This is a genomic window from Kluyvera sp. CHPC 1.251 (assembly GCF_036759945.1).
Taxonomy (GTDB): Bacteria; Pseudomonadota; Gammaproteobacteria; order Enterobacterales; family Enterobacteriaceae; genus Kluyvera; species Kluyvera sichuanensis.
On the sequence record NZ_JAPKIC010000001.1, the window covers coordinates 314,525 to 331,906 of the forward strand.

The 17,382-nt window shown below is 58.4% G+C and carries 15 protein-coding genes and 1 riboswitch; of the genes, 10 read left to right on the plus strand and 5 right to left on the minus strand.

The window, feature by feature from the left end:
- Positions 1 to 93: 93 nt before the first annotated feature.
- Positions 94 to 190, plus strand: a riboswitch (TPP riboswitch).
- A 34-nt stretch (positions 191 to 224) separates the two neighbouring features.
- From thiM to V6940_RS01440, 10 genes are all read left to right on the plus strand, one after another.
- Positions 225 to 1,010 carry a hydroxyethylthiazole kinase gene (gene thiM, locus V6940_RS01395; RefSeq protein ID WP_333494557.1) on the plus strand — a complete coding sequence of 262 codons (786 nt, stop codon included), beginning with the start codon at positions 225 to 227 and terminating at the stop codon, positions 1,008 to 1,010.
- Positions 1,007 to 1,807 carry a bifunctional hydroxymethylpyrimidine kinase/phosphomethylpyrimidine kinase gene (gene thiD / locus V6940_RS01400; RefSeq protein ID WP_333494558.1) on the plus strand — a complete coding sequence of 267 codons (801 nt, stop codon included), beginning with the start codon at positions 1,007 to 1,009 and terminating at the stop codon, positions 1,805 to 1,807. Before thiM ends, thiD begins: the two co-directional genes overlap by 4 nt.
- 145 nt (positions 1,808 to 1,952) lie before the next feature.
- A complete protein-coding gene (gene fbaB, locus V6940_RS01405) occupies positions 1,953 to 3,005 on the plus strand; it encodes a class I fructose-bisphosphate aldolase (protein ID WP_185666957.1) in 1,053 nt (350 codons plus the stop codon).
- Between the two features lie 269 nt (positions 3,006 to 3,274).
- Positions 3,275 to 4,429, plus strand: coding sequence for a mandelate racemase family protein (locus V6940_RS01410; protein ID WP_035894884.1), 1,155 nt, complete (start codon positions 3,275 to 3,277; stop codon positions 4,427 to 4,429).
- Between the two features lie 67 nt (positions 4,430 to 4,496).
- Positions 4,497 to 6,119 (plus strand): ABC transporter substrate-binding protein, encoded by a 1,623-nt coding sequence (locus tag V6940_RS01415; RefSeq protein WP_333494559.1) that lies wholly within the window; start codon positions 4,497 to 4,499, stop codon positions 6,117 to 6,119.
- The gene (locus V6940_RS01420; protein WP_333494560.1) at positions 6,116 to 7,153 is read left to right on the plus strand and encodes an ABC transporter permease; all 1,038 of its coding nucleotides are present in this window, start codon (positions 6,116 to 6,118) and stop codon (positions 7,151 to 7,153) included. The genes V6940_RS01415 and V6940_RS01420 overlap by 4 nt, the downstream gene beginning before the upstream one ends.
- Positions 7,150 to 8,055 (plus strand): ABC transporter permease, encoded by a 906-nt coding sequence (locus tag V6940_RS01425; RefSeq protein WP_220439400.1) that lies wholly within the window; start codon positions 7,150 to 7,152, stop codon positions 8,053 to 8,055. The genes V6940_RS01420 and V6940_RS01425 overlap by 4 nt, the downstream gene beginning before the upstream one ends.
- A complete protein-coding gene (locus V6940_RS01430) occupies positions 8,027 to 8,893 on the plus strand; it encodes an ABC transporter ATP-binding protein (protein ID WP_333494561.1) in 867 nt (288 codons plus the stop codon). The genes V6940_RS01425 and V6940_RS01430 overlap by 29 nt, the downstream gene beginning before the upstream one ends.
- Before the next feature lie 10 nt (positions 8,894 to 8,903).
- Positions 8,904 to 9,677, plus strand: a complete 774-nt coding sequence (locus V6940_RS01435) for an ABC transporter ATP-binding protein (protein WP_333494562.1) — start codon at positions 8,904 to 8,906, stop codon at positions 9,675 to 9,677.
- Between the two features lie 112 nt (positions 9,678 to 9,789).
- The gene (locus V6940_RS01440; RefSeq protein ID WP_333494563.1) at positions 9,790 to 11,079 is read left to right on the plus strand and encodes an ABC transporter substrate-binding protein; all 1,290 of its coding nucleotides are present in this window, start codon (positions 9,790 to 9,792) and stop codon (positions 11,077 to 11,079) included.
- On the opposite strand, the gene yegS is transcribed toward V6940_RS01440, so the two are convergent.
- The 5 genes from yegS to V6940_RS01465 all read right to left on the minus strand — a co-directional run bounded on the left by yegS (position 11,076) and on the right by V6940_RS01465 (position 17,380).
- Complete coding sequence (gene yegS / locus V6940_RS01445; RefSeq protein ID WP_333494564.1) at positions 11,076 to 11,975, minus strand: lipid kinase YegS; 900 nt, start codon at positions 11,973 to 11,975, stop codon at positions 11,076 to 11,078. The genes V6940_RS01440 and yegS overlap by 4 nt on opposite strands.
- Positions 11,976 to 12,219: 244 nt before the next feature.
- Entirely contained in the window at positions 12,220 to 13,581 is a 1,362-nt protein-coding gene (trhP, locus tag V6940_RS01450; RefSeq protein ID WP_333494565.1) for a prephenate-dependent tRNA uridine(34) hydroxylase TrhP, read from the minus strand.
- A 212-nt stretch (positions 13,582 to 13,793) separates the two neighbouring features.
- Positions 13,794 to 14,516, minus strand: coding sequence for a two-component system response regulator BaeR (baeR, locus tag V6940_RS01455; protein WP_333494566.1), 723 nt, complete (start codon positions 14,514 to 14,516; stop codon positions 13,794 to 13,796).
- Positions 14,513 to 15,964, minus strand: a complete 1,452-nt coding sequence (baeS, locus tag V6940_RS01460; RefSeq protein ID WP_333494567.1) for a two-component system sensor histidine kinase BaeS — start codon at positions 15,962 to 15,964, stop codon at positions 14,513 to 14,515. The genes baeR and baeS overlap by 4 nt, the downstream gene beginning before the upstream one ends.
- A 3-nt stretch (positions 15,965 to 15,967) precedes the next feature.
- Positions 15,968 to 17,380 (minus strand): MFS transporter, encoded by a 1,413-nt coding sequence (locus V6940_RS01465; protein WP_333494568.1) that lies wholly within the window; start codon positions 17,378 to 17,380, stop codon positions 15,968 to 15,970.
- Positions 17,381 to 17,382 lie beyond the last annotated feature (2 nt).

Here is a 17,382-nt window from a genome sequence, read left to right on the forward strand (position 1 = left end):
TTTAACGCCAGCTATTCACTTTTGCCATTTACAAGACCTATCGCTGGCATTACTATCCTGACCAGCGATTCATCGCAATATTTTGATTTTGTAGTAAATGACTCGGGGTGCCCTTCCTTGTGAAGGCTGAGAAAAACCCGTACCACCTGATCTGGATAATGCCAGCGTAGGGAAGTCAGAGACCGCCTGGTCATTGCTTCTTCGCGTTTTGGCAGGAGCAAACCATGCAAGCCGACCTGCTAAGTCCCGCGCAATTCGCGCACACCGCACACCTTCTGCAGCAACATTCTCCCCTTGTTCACTGTATGACTAACGACGTCGTGCAGACCTTTACCGCCAATGTGCTGCTTGCGCTCGGCGCATCGCCAGCAATGGTCATTGATGCCGGAGAAGCCGCGCAGTTCTCGGCTATTGCCAGCGGATTATTGATTAACGTCGGCACCTTAACTCAGCCGCGCGCGCAGGCGATGCGGGCGGCGGTTGAGAGTGCGAACCTGGTGGGAACGCCGTGGGCGCTCGATCCGGTGGCGGTAGGCGCGTTGACGCTGCGCAGTGATTTCTGTCGCGAACTGGTGCAGATGACCCCGGCGGCCATTCGTGGCAATGCCTCAGAAATAATGGCGCTGGCCGGTGAAAGCCAGGGTGGGCGCGGTGTGGATACCACCGATACCGCTGGAGCGGCGCTGCCGGCGGCGCAGAAACTGGCGCGCGCAAGCGGGGCGATTGTTGCGGTGACCGGCGAAGTCGATTATGTCACCGACGGTGAACGCACGCTGGCGGTGAACGGTGGCTCTCCACTGATGACTCGCGTGGTCGGCACTGGTTGCGCGCTCTCGGCCGTCGTGGCGGCGAGCTGTGCCTTACCGGGCGACCGCTTGCTGAACGTCGCGGGGGCCTGCGCGGTGATGAAGCGGGCGGGGCAGGTTGCTGCGCAGGGGCGAGGGCCAGGCAGCTTTGTTCCCGCGTTTCTCGATGCCTTGTACGTGATGCACGGGGAGGTCGCGGTATGAAACGTATTAATGCACTGACGATTGCCGGCACCGATCCTAGCGGCGGCGCGGGCATTCAGGCCGACCTGAAAACCTTCTCGGCGCTTGGCGCCTACGGCTGTTCTGTTATCACCGCACTGGTGGCGCAGAACACCCGTGGAGTGCAGTCGGTCTACCGGATTGAACCGGACTTTGTTGCTGCGCAACTGGATTCCGTGTTCAGCGACGTGCGTATCGACACCACCAAAATCGGCATGCTGGCGGAGACGGATATCGTCGAGGCGGTGGCCGAGCGACTGCAGCGTTATCATATTCAGAACGTGGTGCTGGATACGGTGATGCTGGCGAAAAGCGGTGATCCGTTGCTTTCCCCATCCGCCGTTGAAACGCTGCGTCAGCGCCTGTTGCCGCAGGTGTCGCTGATTACGCCAAATCTGCCGGAGGCCGCAGCGCTGCTCGATACGCCGCATGCTCGTAACGAGCGCGAGATGCTGGAGCAGGGCAGAGCGCTGCGGGCGCTCGGCTGCGAAGCGGTGCTGATGAAGGGCGGCCATCTTGATGATGCAGAAAGCCCCGACTGGCTGTTTATCGCCGAGGGTGAAATGCGCTTTACCGCCCCGCGCGTGGTGACCAAAAACACTCACGGCACCGGCTGTACGCTGTCGGCCGCGCTGGCGGCATTAAGGCCGCGCCACGCCAGCTGGCAGGAGACGGTACCGGTCGCCAAAGTCTGGCTGTCGCAGGCGCTGGCGCAGGCCGATACCTTACAGGTAGGTGAAGGTATTGGGCCGGTGCACCATTTCCACGAGTGGTGGTAGCTGTCCGGCTGACGTGCCAGTCGGTTGTGCTTAAAATCTGCCAAAAGTTGGACATTCCACGCTCCCGGTACCAGGCTTATCCTGCTCAAAAGTGTTGAGCAGGATATCCAGCCGACATGATGTCGGCGCTTACGGGAGCATAGCTATGACTGATATTGCGCAGTTGCTTGGCAAAGACGCCGACAGCCTTTTACAGCATCGTTGTATGACCATTCCAGCCGACCAGCTCTATCTGCCTGGCCACGACTACGTTGACCGGGTGATGGTGGATAACAACCGTCCGCCTGCCGTGCTAAGAAATATGCAGACCCTCTATAATACCGGGCGTCTGGCGGGTACGGGCTATCTGTCGATTCTGCCGGTGGACCAGGGCGTCGAGCACTCGGCCGGGGCCTCGTTTGCCGCTAACCCACTCTATTTTGATCCGAAAAACATTGTTGAACTGGCGATTGAAGCGGGCTGTAACTGTGTAGCTTCCACCTACGGCGTGCTGGCCTCGGTCTCTCGCCGCTACGCGCACCGCATTCCGTTCCTCGTCAAATTGAACCACAACGAAACCCTTAGCTACCCGAATACCTTCGACCAGACGCTGTATGCCAGCGTCGAACAGGCATTCAATATGGGTGCGGTTGCGGTGGGTGCGACCATCTATTTTGGTTCGGAAGAGTCTCGTCGTCAGATTGAGGAGATCTCTGCCGCTTTTGAGCGCGCACATGAGTTGGGGCTGGTCACCGTGCTGTGGGCCTATCTGCGCAACCCGGCGTTTAAAAAAGACGGCGTGGATTACCACGTATCCGCTGACCTTACCGGTCAGGCCAACCATCTGGCCGCTACCATCGGCGCCGATATCGTGAAGCAGAAAATGGCCGAGAACAACGGCGGCTATAAAGCGGTGAACTTCGGCTACACCGATGAACGCGTCTACAGCAAACTGACCAGCGAGAATCCTATCGACCTGGTGCGCTACCAGTTAGCGAACTGCTATATGGGCCGTGCCGGGCTGATTAACTCCGGTGGCGCAGCGGGCGGCGAAACCGACCTTGCGGATGCGGTCCGTACGGCGGTGATCAACAAGCGTGCGGGCGGTATGGGTCTGATTCTTGGCCGTAAAGCCTTCAAAAAATCGATGGCCGATGGCGTGCAGCTTATCAACGCCGTTCAGGACGTCTACCTCGACGGTAAAATCACCTTCGCCTGATTTTTGCCCATCCTCTCCCGTCCGGGAGAGGATAATGATCGCACTCACACTTCCCCGTCCTTTTGTGAAAAACGTCACGCACCCTCGTGCGCATGCCCAAAAAACAGCCCGGCGTTAGCGGAATTTGTCCGTGGAAGTGGCGGTATTTTGTGCTTAGATTAGTGATGAAACGCCTTTTCAATTCCACAAAACCGTTTTACCGGAACCGTGTTTTACACAGACCCGTGGTGAATTAATCGCCATGTAGCATGTTGTATAAAGGACACTTAATGAAAATTGAATCTGTAAATGTCACCGTTTTCCAGCACCCTACGCGCCGCGTCTCCGACAGCGCCGGACACTCACATCCGGGGCCAGAAAGCATGGCCAAAATGGCGATGCTGACCATTACCGCCGACGACGGTAGCAAGGGCTACTCCTTTGCGCCGCCGGAAATCGTGCGTCCGTTTGTCGTCAACACCTTCTTCCGCAAGGTGCTGGTAGGGCAGGATCCGTTCGACCGCGAACGTATCTGGCAGGATCTGGTGCATTGGCAGCGTGGCAGCGCGCATCAACTGACCGAACGTGCGCTCTCCTTCGTTGAGCAGGCGTTATGGGACCTGATTGGGCGTAAGCTCAACATGCCGGTTTACAAGTTGCTGGGCGGCTATCGCGATAAAGTACCTGCCTACGGCAGCACCATGTGCGGTGATGACCTCGAAGGCGGCCTGTCCACGCCGGAAGAGTACGCAGCCTTTGCCGAAACGCTGGTCGCGCGCGGCTATAAAGCCATCAAGCTGCATACCTGGATGCCGCCGGTCTCGTTCGCGCCAAACCCTAAAATGGATATCAAAGCCTGCGCCGCGGTACGTGAAGCGGTAGGCCCGGATATCGACCTGATGATCGATGGTTACCACTGGTATAGCCGCACCGAAGCGCTGTGGATTGGTAAAGAGCTGGAAAAACTCAACTTTGCCTGGTTCGAAGAGCCGATGGAAGAAGACAGCATGTCCTCCTATGCGTGGCTGGCTGAAAACCTCTCTATTCCGATTATCGGGCCGGAAAGCTTTGGCGGTAAGCACCACAGCCGTGCCGACTGGGTGAAAGCCGGGGCCTGCGACATTCTGCGCGCAGGTGCCAACGGCGTGGGCGGCATTACGCCAACCATGAAGGTGGCGGCACTGGCAGAGTCGTTTGGTATGGACTGCGAAGTTCACGGTAACGGCGCGGCGAGCCTGGCGGTGATTGGCGCCATTCGCAACTGTCGCTGGTACGAGCGTGGCCTGCTTCACCCGTTCCTCGACTACGACCAGCCAGCGGCCTACCTGAACAGCATCGTCGACCCGATGGACGCCGATGGCTATGTTCATCTGTCTCAACGCCCTGGACTGGGCGAAGACATCAATTTTGCCTTTATCGAAGCCAACACCGTCAGCCACGACTGACACATAACAAATACAAGACAGGCACGGACGGATTCGTCGCCTGTCGTACCCTACAGGCGATAGATAGATGAAAAAATCCTCCTTACTGGGAGCGTGTTTGCTCGCGCTGACCATGACGATGGGGAGCGGGGCGGCGCTGGCAAAAACGCCGCCGGATCAGCTCATTATCGGCATGAACATGAATAACCTGCTCACCCTCGACCCGGCGGCAATGACCGGCAACGAAGTGGTGGGGATTGTGGTGAATCTCTATGACTCGCTGGTGGAGCTTGACCCTGAACAGCTCACCAACGTTAAACCGGCGCTCGCCAAATCCTGGGATATCAGCCCGGACGGCAAAACGCTGACCTTTCATCTGCACAACAACGTCAAGTTTCACTCCGGCAACCCGCTGACCGCCGCCGACGTGGTGTGGTCGATGCGTCGTATTCTGCACCTTAACCTGGCGCAGGCATCGGTGTGGAAATCCTACGGGTTTAGTAAGAAGAACGTCGACAAGCAGGTAACGGCGCTGGACGACTATACGGTGCAGATTGCCCTGCCAAAGGATAACGACCCGCAGCTGGTCATTTACTCGCTGGGCGCGCTCGGCAACCTTGGCGTGCTCGACAGTAAAACCGTCCAAAACCATGAACAGAATAACGACTGGGGCAATAAGTGGCTGACGACCCACGAAGCCGGTTCCGGGCCGTTTATGCTGGAAACCTGGCAGGCAAAAGACGTGCTGCGCATGAAGCGCAACCCGGACTACTGGCGCGGCGAAGCGAAGATGAATCGCGTGGTGCTGCGTCACTTCCAGGAGTCGCAGACCCTGCGCCTGATGATTGAAAAAGGCGACCTCGATATAGCCAGCAATATGGCGGTATCGGACATCAATGCCCTGCGTAAAGACCCGCAGCTCACCGTTGACGCGGTACAGCGCGGCACCATGTACTACGTGTCGATGAGCATGAAAGAGGCGCACTTCGCCAACCCGAAAGTGCGCGAAGCGGTGCGCTACCTGATTGATTATCAGGGGATTAATAAGGCATTGATGCCGGGCTATGGCGTGCTGCACCAACGGCCGATCAAGGCCGGTATGCCGTCAACGCTGCCGGACCCGGGCTACACCTTTGACCTGGCGCGGGCGAAAAAGCTGTTGGCGGAGGCCGGATATCCTGACGGCTTTGACACCACCCTGCGCGTACTCGCCGACCAGCCGTTCCTCAATATCGCCATCGCCGTGCAGTCCACGCTGATGCAGGCGGGCATTAACGCCAAAATTATCACCGGCACCGGCAACCAGATTTACGGCGCGATGCGCGAACGTAAGTTCGACATGCTGGTAGGGCGCGGCGGCAGCGGCATGGAGCCACACCCGCACTCTAGCCTGCGCGCGCTGGTCTATAACCCGGACAACAGCGACGAAGCGCGCCTGACCAACTTCCAGGGCTGGCGCACCGGGTTCTATGACAAACAGCTTAACGAGATGATCGACGGCGCGCTGCTTGAGCGTAACCCGCAAAAACAGATTGCCGATTATCAGGCCATTCAGACCCGCTTCGATGCGCTGATCCCAGCGATGATCCCAGTGTCGCAGATGGTCGACTCGGTGGTGGTGCGTAATGAGGTGAAGGAGTACAAGCCGCATCCGTCGGCCACCACGTTCCTGCGTGAAGTCTACAAAGTCAGCGAAGGAGAGAAAGGATGAGTACGGCAATGCTTGCGCCCGGCTCCCGGACCCGGCGCTTCTCAAAACGGTTGGTGCAGGTGGCGATTACGCTCTTCGGCCTGCTGCTGTTGACCTTCTTTATTGGCCGCGTGATGCCTATCGACCCGGTGCTGGCGATTGTCGGCCCGGATGCCGACCAGAGCACCTACCAGCAGGTCTATCACCAGTTGGGCTTTGACCAGTCGCTGATGACCCAGTTTGGCATCTACTTTGTCAATCTGCTGCACGGCGACCTCGGCAATGCGCTGCTGACCGGCAAACCGGTGACCGACGACATTATCCGTGTCTTCCCGGCTACTATGGAGCTGGCGACGATGGCGATTATCGTCGGTGCCGGCCTCGGTATTCCGCTGGGCGTACTGGCGGCGGCGCGCCGCAACAGTATCTCCGATTACGTAGTGCGTATTATCAGCCTCGCCGGTTACTCCACGCCGATTTTCTGGGTGGGGATGATGGGGCTGCTGGTGTTCTACGCCTGGCTCGGCTGGGTGGGCGGCGCAGGGCGCGTTGACCTGGGACTGGACGGCATCGTGCCGCGTCGCACCGGGCTGATGACCGTCGATGCGCTGCTGGCCGGAAACAGTGAAGTGTTCTGGAACGCCATTAACCACCTGATCCTGCCGGCGGCGCTGCTGGGCTTCCACTCGCTCGCCTACATCAGCCGTATGACCCGCAGCTTTATGCTGGCGCAGCTGTCGCAGGAGTTCATCATTACCGCGCGCGTCAAAGGGCTGACCGAACGTCAGGTTATCTGGAACCACGCGTTCCGCAACATCCTCGTCCAGCTGCTGACGGTGGTGGCGTTGGCCTACGGTTCGCTGCTGGAAGGGGCGGTATTAATTGAAACCGTCTTCTCCTGGCCGGGCTTTGGCTCCTATCTCACCGGCAGCCTGCTGCTGGGCGACATGAATGCGGTGATGGGCTGCGTGCTGCTGGTTGGGGTGATCTTCGTGATGCTAAACCTGCTCTCCGACATGCTGTATCAATTCTTCGACCCGAGGACAAAATCATGACGGTTTCTCTCGATAGTCGACTCTCCAGCGCCTCCGGTGAAGGCCGCCAGCGTTTGCTGCGCGGGCTGGCAAGGGCAGGGGGATTTATCGGCAAAATGGCGCGTAATCCGCTGACCGCCATTGGCGGCGGGATTATCTTCCTGCTGCTGGTGGTGGCGATATTCGCCCCGCTGATTGCCCCCTATAACCCGCTGGTGCAGGACTTAAACAACGCGCTGATGGCACCGAACGCCCAGCACTGGTTTGGCACCGACGAATTTGGCCGCGATATCTTTAGCCGCCTGGTGTACGGCGCGCGCATCACGCTCTACATCGTGCTGCTGGTGTCGGTCACCGTCGGCCCATTGGGACTGCTGCTCGGCGTTTGCGCCGGCTACTTCGGCGGCAAGGTCGATATGGTGCTGATGCGGGTGACCGATATCTTCATCTCCTTCCCAAGCCTGGTGCTGGCGCTGGCGTTCGTTGCTGCCTTAGGCCCAGGGCTTGAGCACGTGGTCATTGCGATAACGCTTACCGCCTGGCCGCCGATTGCGCGTCTGGCGCGTGCGGAAACCCTGTCGCTGCGTCAGGCCGACTTTATCTCTGCCGTCCGTTTACAGGGTGCCTCTCCGGCCCGTGTGCTGTGGCGTCACATTGTGCCGCTGTGCCTGCCGTCGGTGATCATCCGTATCACCATGAACATGGCGGGGATCATCCTGACGGCCGCCGGTCTGGGCTTCCTTGGCCTCGGCGCGCAGCCGCCCGATCCAGAGTGGGGGGCGATGATCTCCAGCGGCCGTACCTACATGATGGAGTGCTGGTGGGTAGTAACGATCCCGGGGCTGGCGATTCTTATTAACAGCTTAGCGTTCAACTTCTTAGGAGATGGCCTACGTGACATCCTCGATCCTCGCAGCGAATAGCGCTGCACCGCTGCTCGACGTACGCGATTTAAGCGTGGATTTCGTCAACGGCAGCGCGGTAACCCACGCGGTGCGCGGCGTCACCTTCCAGCTCGGGCAGGAGAAGCTGGCGATTGTTGGCGAATCCGGTTCCGGGAAATCCACCGTGGGCCGCGCGCTGCTGCACCTGCACCCGAAAAAAGCGCGCATTGACGCCAGTCGGATGCAGTTTGGCGATTTCGACCTGCTGAACGCTAGCGAGGCGCAGATGCGTGCTATTCGCGGCAAGCGCATTTCGATGATTATGCAGGATCCGAAATATTCGCTGAACCCGGTGGTGCGCGTCGGCGACCAGATTGCCGAAGCCTGGCTGACTCACCATCCGGGCTACAAAGCGGAGGCGAAAGCCAGGGCGATGGAGATGCTCGATGTAGTGCGCATTCGCCAGCCGGAGCGCGTCTACAACCTCTACCCGCACGAGATTTCCGGCGGGCAGGGGCAGCGCATCATGATTGCGATGATGCTGATAACTGACCCTGAGCTGGTGATTGCCGATGAGCCGACCTCGGCGCTCGACGTGTCGGTACGTCTGCAGGTGCTGGGGCTGCTGGATGACCTGGTGAAGTCACGCGGACTGGGGCTGATATTTATCAGCCATGACATTAACCTGGTACGCAGCTTCTGCGACCGCGTGTTGGTGATGTACGCCGGGCGAGTGGTGGAGTCGATAGCCGCCTGCGACCTCGATAATGCCACCCATCCGTACACACAAGGGCTGATTAGCGCCCTGCCGGATATGCACCATCGCCGACCGGTTCTCCCGGTGCTGCAGCGTCAGACTAGCTGGCTGACCGATTAAGGAGCACACGATGATTGAAGTGAAAAACTTAAGCCTGGTGTTTGGTGAGGGCGAAAAGCGCAACCAGGTGCTGTTTGATGTCAATTTCCACGTCAAGCCGGGCGAGATTTATGGCCTGGTAGGGGAGTCAGGCTCCGGGAAAACCACGGTGCTGAAGTGCCTTGCCGGGCTGTTTAACCACTGGCAGGGCGAGCTGGCGATTAGCGGCCAGCCGCTGGCGCATAAGATCAGCCGCGAGCGCTGCCGTCAGGTGCAGATGGTGTTTCAGGACCCTTACGGGTCCTTGCATCCTCGCCATACCATTGGCGACATTCTGGAAGAGCCGCTGCAAATTAACGGCATCGGCGAGCGGGACCGGCGCATCAACACGCTGCTCGACCGCGTGGGGCTGAACCGCGCCTTCCGCGACCGCTATCCGCACCAGCTTTCCGGCGGCCAGCGCCAGCGCGTGGCGATTGCCCGCGCGCTGATCCTCGAACCGCAGGTACTGTTGCTCGATGAACCGACCTCAGCGCTGGACGTGTCGGTGCAGGCGGAGATCCTGAATCTGCTGGCGGAGCTGCAAAAAGAGTCAAACCTGACCTACCTGATGGTGACGCACGATCTGGGCGTGATTGCCCACCTCTGCCAGAAGGTGGCGGTGATGCAGTACGGCAAGATCCTCGAAACGCTGACGGTTGATGCGCTGGTCAACGGTGAAGCGCAAACGCCGTACACGCAGATGCTGGTTAACGCCAGCCGTCAGTACACGCGAGAAATGGCGCGCGAGGTGGCAGCGTATTAACGGTAGGCCCGATAAGCGTAGCGCCATCGGGCAGTTGGGTGCAGGTGCCGGATGGCGGCGTAAACGCCTTATCCGGCCTACCCCATCAATTAGCCTCTGGGAATAATAAAAAATGCATAAAAAATCCTTCTGTCTTGCTCTTCCTCTTGTCCTCTGTGCCTGTTCTGCCTCCGCGCTGGCAGCGGAAACCGTCGACCTGCGAATGTCCTGGTGGGGCGGCAACGGCCGTCATCAGGTAACGCTGAAGGCGCTGGAAGCCTTCCATCAGCAGTATCCGGATATCAACGTCAAAGCCGAATATACCGGTTGGGACGGGCACACTTCGCGCCTGACCACACAACTGGCGGGCGGTACCGAGCCGGATGTGATGCAAACCAACTGGAACTGGCTGGCGCTGTTCTCTAAAGACGGCAGCGGCTTCTACGATCTCAACAAGGTCAAAGATGAAATAGGCCTCGACCAGTTCACCGCCAAAGACCTCCAGCCGGTCACGGTCAAAGGTAAGCTGAACGGCATCCCGGTCGCCATGACCGCCCGCATCTTCTACTACAACGATCAAACCTGGAAAAAGGCGGGTATCCGTTATCCGAAAAACTGGGACGAACTGATAAGCGCCGGGAAAACGTTTGAGAGCAAGCTCGGCAAACAGTACTACCCGGTGGCCCCGGAAAGCCTGGGCGTGCTGGCGTTGCTCAACTCCTATATGGTGCAGAAGTACAACATTCCGGCTATCGACCAGCAGAGTAAAAAATTCACCTACAGCGACGCGCAGTGGGTCGAATTTTTCCAGCTGTATAAAACCCTTATCGACAACCACGTCATCCCGGATATGAAGTACTACGCCTCGTTCGGCAAGGGCAATATGTACGAAATGAAGCCGTGGATTGAAGGGGGGTGGGGCGGCGTTTATATGTGGAACACCGCCGTCACCAAGTACTCGGACAACCTCAAGCCACCGGCGAAGCTTGAACTGGGTGACTATCCGATGCTGCCGGGCGCTACCGACGCGGGGCTCTTTATGAAACCGTCGATGATGCTGTCGATTGGCAAAACCACTAAACACCCGGAAGCAGCGGCGAAGCTGATTAACTTCCTGCTGAACAGCAAAGAGGGCGTCACGTTGCTGGGGCTGGAGCGCGGCGTGCCGCTGAGCAAAAGCGCGGTGGCGACGCTAACGGCGGCGGGGGTGATTAACGACAAAGACCCGTCGGTTGCCGGGATTAAACAGGCGCTGGCGCTGCCAACCTCGCTTTCCGTGTCGCCGTATCTGGAAGACCCGCAGTTGGTGCAGGAGTTTGATAGCGCGCTGCAGTCGATTGATTACGGCAAGAAAACCGTCGCCGAAGCAGCAACGGATTTCAAACGTCAGTCGGAGCGCATTTTAAAACGCGCAATGCGTTAACGTAGCAGCGGGCAGTCCGGCGGCAGGCGACAGCGTAATGCCGCCGGTAAAATCTCCATACGGAAAGTTTTACCACTCAGCGGTTCGCCGTCGAGGTTAAAGGTCATCTCGTGCGGCGCAGTGACTTCAAACCACGGCGAAACGCTATCCACCAGGTTTTCCGTACTATCGCTGCTGGCAAGCGTATTAAACAGCGCCGGGATAAGCTCTTCCCCGGTGAAAATACGCAGGTGCAGCAGACCGTCGTTAATCAGCGCATCTGGGCATAGCTGCTGCCCGCCACCCGCCTGACGTCCGTTGCCGATACCGATAACCAGCGCATCGCCCTGCCAGTGAAAGTTCTCGCCGTGAATTTCGCAGCGGTCAGGCTTCAGGGTATCCATCCGCATCAGCCCATGAATCAGGTAAGACACGCCGCCCAGCGCGGCTTTCAGCTTCTCTGGCGTTTCGGTGGTAATGCGTGTACCGAAGCCGCCGGTCGCCATATTGATAAAACAGGTTTTGTGGTTCACCTGGGCGATATCAACCGGCACGTCACGACCGGCAATGGCGAGCTTCAGCGCATTGGCCAGATCGGCCGGAATATTGACGCTGGTGGCAAAGTCGTTGGCGGTACCGAGCGGTAAAATACCGAGGGCCGGTACTTCACGGCTTTCGCTGTGGATCAGCGCCGTCGCCACTTCGTTAATCGTCCCGTCGCCGCCGCCCGCGATAACCGTCTCAACGTGCAGGCGAATGGCCTCTTCCACATAGCGCACCGCATCGCCTTTCTCCCAGGTGACACGCACATGAATGGTCACGCCCTCATCGCGCAGTATTTCAACCGCCTCGCGCAGTTGAGGGGTATTGGCACCCTTGCCGTTTAAAATCAATAAGCTTGCAGGAAAGTCGGACATCCGTGGTACCTCTTTGTGGGGTATGCAAAGAGTGTAACAAAGGAAGTGAGGACGCGCTTTAGGAGGATAGGGCAAAAAAATAAGCCCGTGTAAGGGAGATTACACGGGCTAAGGAGGTGGTTCCTGGGTACAGCTAGCATTTATGGATTATGTTTTTCAGCGAAGCGAATGATATCTACAATCGATTATTCCGTCTGTGATCCATTTCTAAGAATCTTTGCTATTGAAAAACAATATAAATGCACTAGCCGTTATGCGGATTCCGAGTGGATTCTCCTGCGAAGTTGCGCATCAGCAGGCCATACTCCAGCGCCACGTCTTCCGGTACGGGTAACCATACGGTGTGGCCATCGCCAGGCGCGACGGAGGTGGCTTCACCTTTGTTGTTTTCCATGTGCTCCAGGGTGAAGTTGACGTTGCCCTGTGGGGTCATCATCTCCAGGCTGTCGCCGACGGTGAATTTGTTTTTGACCGCGACGGCAGCCAGATTGCCTTTACGATCACCGGTGAATTCACCGACAAACTGCTGGCGCTCGGAGACGGAGTAGCCGTGCTCGTAGTTCTGGTAGTCATCGTGAGTATGACGACGCAGGAAGCCTTCGGTGTAGCCACGGTGCGCGAGGTTTTCCAGGGTTTCCAGCAGGGAGGCATCGAACGGTTTGCCAGCGGCAGCGTCATCAATGGCCTTGCGGTATACCTGAGCGGTACGGGCGCAGTAGTAATGCGATTTGGTACGGCCTTCAATTTTCAGCGAGTGCACGCCCATCTGGGTCAGACGCTCTACGTGAGCGATGGCGCGCAGATCTTTGGAGTTCATGATGTAGGTGCCGTGCTCGTCTTCAAAGGCGGTCATGTACTCGCCCGGACGTTTGGCTTCCTCAATCATAAAGACTTTATCGGTTGGCGCGCCGATGCCGAGGGTTGGCTCAACGTTCTGTACTGGAATTGGCTCGAATTTGCGGACGATGTTGCCCACGTCGTCTTCTTTGCCTTCCTGAACGTTGTATTCCCAACGGCAGGCGTTGGTGCAGGTGCCCTGGTTCGGGTCACGCTTGTTGATGTAGCCGGACAGCAGGCAGCGGCCGGAGTAGGCCATGCACAGCGCGCCGTGAACGAAGATTTCAATCTCCATATCCGGCACCTGGGTACGGACTTCTTCAATTTCTTCCAGCGACAGTTCGCGGGAGAGGATCACGCGGGTCAGCCCCATCTGTTTCCAGAATTTTACCGTTGCCCAGTTCACGGCGTTGGCCTGCACGGACAGGTGAATGTCCATCTCCGGGAAGTTTTCGCGCACCAGCATAATCAGACCAGGGTCAGACATAATCAGTGCATCCGGCCCCATATCCACTACCGGCTTCAGGTCACGAATAAAGGTTTTCAGCTTGGCGTTATGCGGGGCGATGTTCACCACCACATAGAATTTTTTACCCAGCGCATGGGCTTCGTTGATGCCGAGCTGAAGATTTTCGTGATTGAATTCGTTGTTACGGACGCGCAGGGAGTAGCGTGGCTGGCCAGCGTAAACTGCATCGGCACCGTAAGCGAAAGCGTAACGCATATTTTTCAGCGTTCCCGCCGGGGAGAGGAGTTCCGGTTTAAACATGATTATCTCGTTCTGATGACAGGTCAGATTCGTCGCACCTGATGCGGCGAGTTGGGGAGTGCCCCCACATTAAGGGCGGGCATTGTAGCGCTGCGAGGGGAGGGAGTAAACCTTTGTGCGCTTTGTGCCGGATGGCGGCGCTGGCTTATCCGGCCTACGGGGAAGTTTGATGTAGGCCGGATAAGCGTAGCGCCATCCGGCAATTCGTCACACTACGCCATGCGGCAGGCGTCAGCTTCCCAGCGGTAGCCTACGCCATAGACGGCGCGGATAAACGACTGTTCGGCGTCCAGCGACTCTAGCTTGCGGCGCAGGTTTTTGATGTGGCTGTCGATGGTGCGGTCAGTCACCACGCGGTAATCATCATAGAGATGATTAAGCAATTGCTCGCGAGAGAAGACTTTCCCCGGCTCCTGCGACAGGGTTTTCAGCAGGCGGAACTCGGCGGGAGTGAGGTCGAGCAAGCGATCGCGCCATGAGGCCTGAAAGCGGTTTTCATCCACGATAAGCGGGCTCTGAGCGTCCATCGCCTGGAGTTCAGCGCGCGGCTTGCAGCGGCGCAAAATGGTTTTCACGCGCGCCACCACTTCACGTGGGCTGTACGGCTTACAGATATAATCGTCGGCACCAATTTCTAAGCCCAGCAGGCGGTCAATCTCTTCGATTTTGGCGGTCACCATCACAATCGGCACATCGGAGAAGCGGCGGATTTCGCGGCACAGCGTCAGACCGTCGGTGCCCGGCAGCATCAGATCCAGCAGGATAAGATCCGGCGGCGTTTGATGAACGTATGGCAGCACTTTATCCCCGTGGCTAATCAGCGTTGGGGCATAGTGAGCGGCCAGCAAATAGTCGATGAGCAGTTGTCCCAGCTTCGGTTCATCTTCAACAATCAGAATGCGCGGGGCGTTTTCATCAATCGGTAAATCGGTCATATCTCTCTCGGTATTGCACGTTCCAGCGGTAACTCTACTTTAATGCTAACCCCGCCAAAAGGCGAATGTCCGACGCTTAGCTGCCCGCCGTGGGCGGTAACGATGTTGGCGCAAATCGCCAGCCCCAGGCCGGAGCCACCGCTGGCGCGGTTGCGTGAACCTTCGGTGCGGTAGAAACGTTCGCACAGTCTTGCCAGCTGTTCGTCGGTGACGCCGGGGCCGCTGTCGGCGAACTCCAGCACGATATGCTGCGCGTCGAGCGCGGTGCGAATCAGCACCTGACCGCCGCTGTCGGTGTAACGCAGGCTGTTTTCCAGCAGATTGTTGAACAGCTGCATTAAGCGGTCGGGGTCGCCAAACACGCTGGCGCTTTGCGCCAGCGCCAGATTGAGCGTCAGGCCGCGGCTGGCAAGGCGTTCGCGGAAGGCATCGGCAGCAATTTCCAGCAGCGCGATAATATCCACGGTGGATTTCTGATAGGCCAGCGCCCCTTCATCGGACATCGACAGCTGATGCAAGTCATTGACCAGCTTGGTTAGCGTGGCGACTTCGGCCTGTAGCGATGTCACCGACTCGGGAGTAAATTTGCGTACGCCGTCCTGTATCGCTTCCAGCTCGCCGCGCAGCACCGCCAACGGGGTGCGCAGCTCGTGGGAGATATCGGCCATTAAATCCCGGCGCATCTGCTGGTTTTTCTCCAGCGTACTGGCAAGCTGGTTAAAGTCTTTCGCCAGTCTCCCCAGCTCATCGCCGCTGGTCACCGGGACGCGGGTGGAGAAATCGCCCGCCGCCAGCTTATGAGTACCTTCCACCAGCCGTCTGACCGGGGCAATCAGGCCGCGGGCCAGCGGGAAGGTGGCCAGTGCAGCGAGCAGCGTCGCCAGCCCGACGATAAGCCAGCTGGTGCGCCGCTGCTGTTGATCAAAGTTGATGTCGGTGTTGCGCGTCAGGCGCTCTACCGGCGAGGCGATCACCGCACCCACTTCCATACCATTGACGATAATGCCGCGCCGGGAGCCGTCATGGGGCACCGCTTCACGCGGGCCAACCAGCACCCTGGCGTTTTGATCGACCACCCAGAACTGGGTACGCCAGCCGTGCGGCGGCATGCCGCCGCGATCCGGGCCACGAGGTGGCTCACCGTCAGGCCCCGGAGGGCCAGGCGGTTGGCGCTCTTCATTGTTGTCATGCTCAAAAGATCGCAGGATCTGGAAAATAAAACGGTCGTTATTGCGTAAAAAGCGCCAGTTTCCGTGTTGGGCGTACTGCTCCGCCAGCGCGTCGCTCAGTAGCTGGAGCCGCTGTTCGTTGCCGCGCTTGATATAGTCAATAAAGCCGCGCTCAAAGCTGATGCGCACGGCCCAGTGCATGCTGATAAGCAGCACGATACAGGTGGCTAAAATGACCAGAAACAGTTTGCCGGAGATGCCCGGGCGCCATAGTTTCACGCTTTACTCCTTGAGTTTGTGTCGGGCGATCACCACGTTTTTGGTGGTGTCGTCCGGTACGCGGGCAAAGACCAACGCCGGGAGGGCAATAATCGCCGCCATGCAAAGATAGGTGTACATAAAGACGTGGTGCGTAGCGTCGCTGCCGACGGCGATATGCTGCTGGCCGAAGGTGCCGAGCAGGATCCCGGCGATGGTGACACCGATACTCATCGAAAGCTGCATGATCATCGACAGCAGGCTGTTGCCGCTGCTGGCAAACTCATCGGGCAGGTCTTTCAGCGTCAGGGTGTTCATCGACGAGAAGCGGCTGGAGTTCACCATCCCCTGAATGAACAGAATCACCGGTAGCGCGTAGTACCAGCCCGCCAGCGCGGTGAACATAAACAGCAGGCTGATAACGGCCAGGCTGACGGTGCTGACCACCAGTACGCGGCGGTAGCCAAAGCGGTTCACCACCTGCACCACAATGCGTTTCATCCCCATGCTGCCTAACACCATCGGGATCATCATCAGCCCGGCGTGGAACGGTGTAAAACCCATGCCAATTTGCAGGAATACCGGGGTCATAAACGGCAGCATGCCGCTGCCGATACGCCCGCTAAAGCTGCCGGCAAGGCCGAGGGAGAAGGTTGGCGTACGGAACAGCTTGAGGTTGAACAGCGCGCCGTCGTTGCCGCGAGCGTGCCACAGATACATCACAATGGAGAAGATGCCGATAGCCACCAGCGCACCCATCATCAACGGTGAAATGCCGAGGCCTTTTTGCCCATCCAGCGCCAGCGTTAAGGTCGCCATTCCCAGAGCCAGTACGATAAAGCCGGCAATATCGAATCGCCGGGTCTGAACGGTGTAGTTGGGCATCAGCGCCAGCGTAGCAATACAGCCGATAATGCCGACCGGAATATTAATCAGGAAGATCCAGTGCCAGGAGGCGTACTCCACCAGAATCCCGCCGAGCGCCGGGCCGAGGAGTGGGCCAACCTGGCCGGGAATGGTGACGAAGGTCATTGCCGCCATATACTGGTCGCGCGGAACGATTTTCATCACCGTCAGTCTGCCTACCGGCACCATCATGGCACCGCCAATCCCTTGTAGTACGCGCGCCATCACTAGCTCGTTGAGCGTTCCGGCAAGCGAGCAGAACAGCGAACCGGCGGTGAACAACACGATGGCGGTGAAAAAGATATTTCGCACGCCAACCCGGTCAGCCAGCCAGCCGCTGGCGGGCAGCATTACCGCGACGGTCAGCACGTAGGAGACCACCACCATGTGCATATGCAGCGGGCTCTCCCCGAGGCTTAACGCCATTGAGGGGAGGGCGGTATTGACGATCGTGGTGTCCAGCGATTGCATAAAAAAGCCGAACGCCACGATCCAGAGTTGCCAGCGAACGTTGGCGGGTAGGTCAGTCATAG

Coding starts and splice junctions, on each gene's coding strand:
- thiM (WP_333494557.1), top strand. CDS start 225: ATGCAAGCCGACCTGCTAAGTCCCGCGCAATTCGCGCACACCGCACAC.
- thiD (WP_333494558.1), top strand. CDS start 1,007: ATGAAACGTATTAATGCACTGACGATTGCCGGCACCGATCCTAGCGGC.
- fbaB (WP_185666957.1), top strand. CDS start 1,953: ATGACTGATATTGCGCAGTTGCTTGGCAAAGACGCCGACAGCCTTTTA.
- V6940_RS01410 (WP_035894884.1), top strand. CDS start 3,275: ATGAAAATTGAATCTGTAAATGTCACCGTTTTCCAGCACCCTACGCGC.
- V6940_RS01415 (WP_333494559.1), top strand. CDS start 4,497: ATGAAAAAATCCTCCTTACTGGGAGCGTGTTTGCTCGCGCTGACCATG.
- V6940_RS01420 (WP_333494560.1), top strand. CDS start 6,116: ATGAGTACGGCAATGCTTGCGCCCGGCTCCCGGACCCGGCGCTTCTCA.
- V6940_RS01425 (WP_220439400.1), top strand. CDS start 7,150: ATGACGGTTTCTCTCGATAGTCGACTCTCCAGCGCCTCCGGTGAAGGC.
- V6940_RS01435 (WP_333494562.1), top strand. CDS start 8,904: ATGATTGAAGTGAAAAACTTAAGCCTGGTGTTTGGTGAGGGCGAAAAG.
- V6940_RS01440 (WP_333494563.1), top strand. CDS start 9,790: ATGCATAAAAAATCCTTCTGTCTTGCTCTTCCTCTTGTCCTCTGTGCC.
- yegS (WP_333494564.1), bottom strand. CDS start 11,975: ATGTCCGACTTTCCTGCAAGCTTATTGATTTTAAACGGCAAGGGTGCC.
- trhP (WP_333494565.1), bottom strand. CDS start 13,581: ATGTTTAAACCGGAACTCCTCTCCCCGGCGGGAACGCTGAAAAATATG.
- baeR (WP_333494566.1), bottom strand. CDS start 14,516: ATGACCGATTTACCGATTGATGAAAACGCCCCGCGCATTCTGATTGTT.
- V6940_RS01465 (WP_333494568.1), bottom strand. CDS start 17,380: ATGACTGACCTACCCGCCAACGTTCGCTGGCAACTCTGGATCGTGGCG.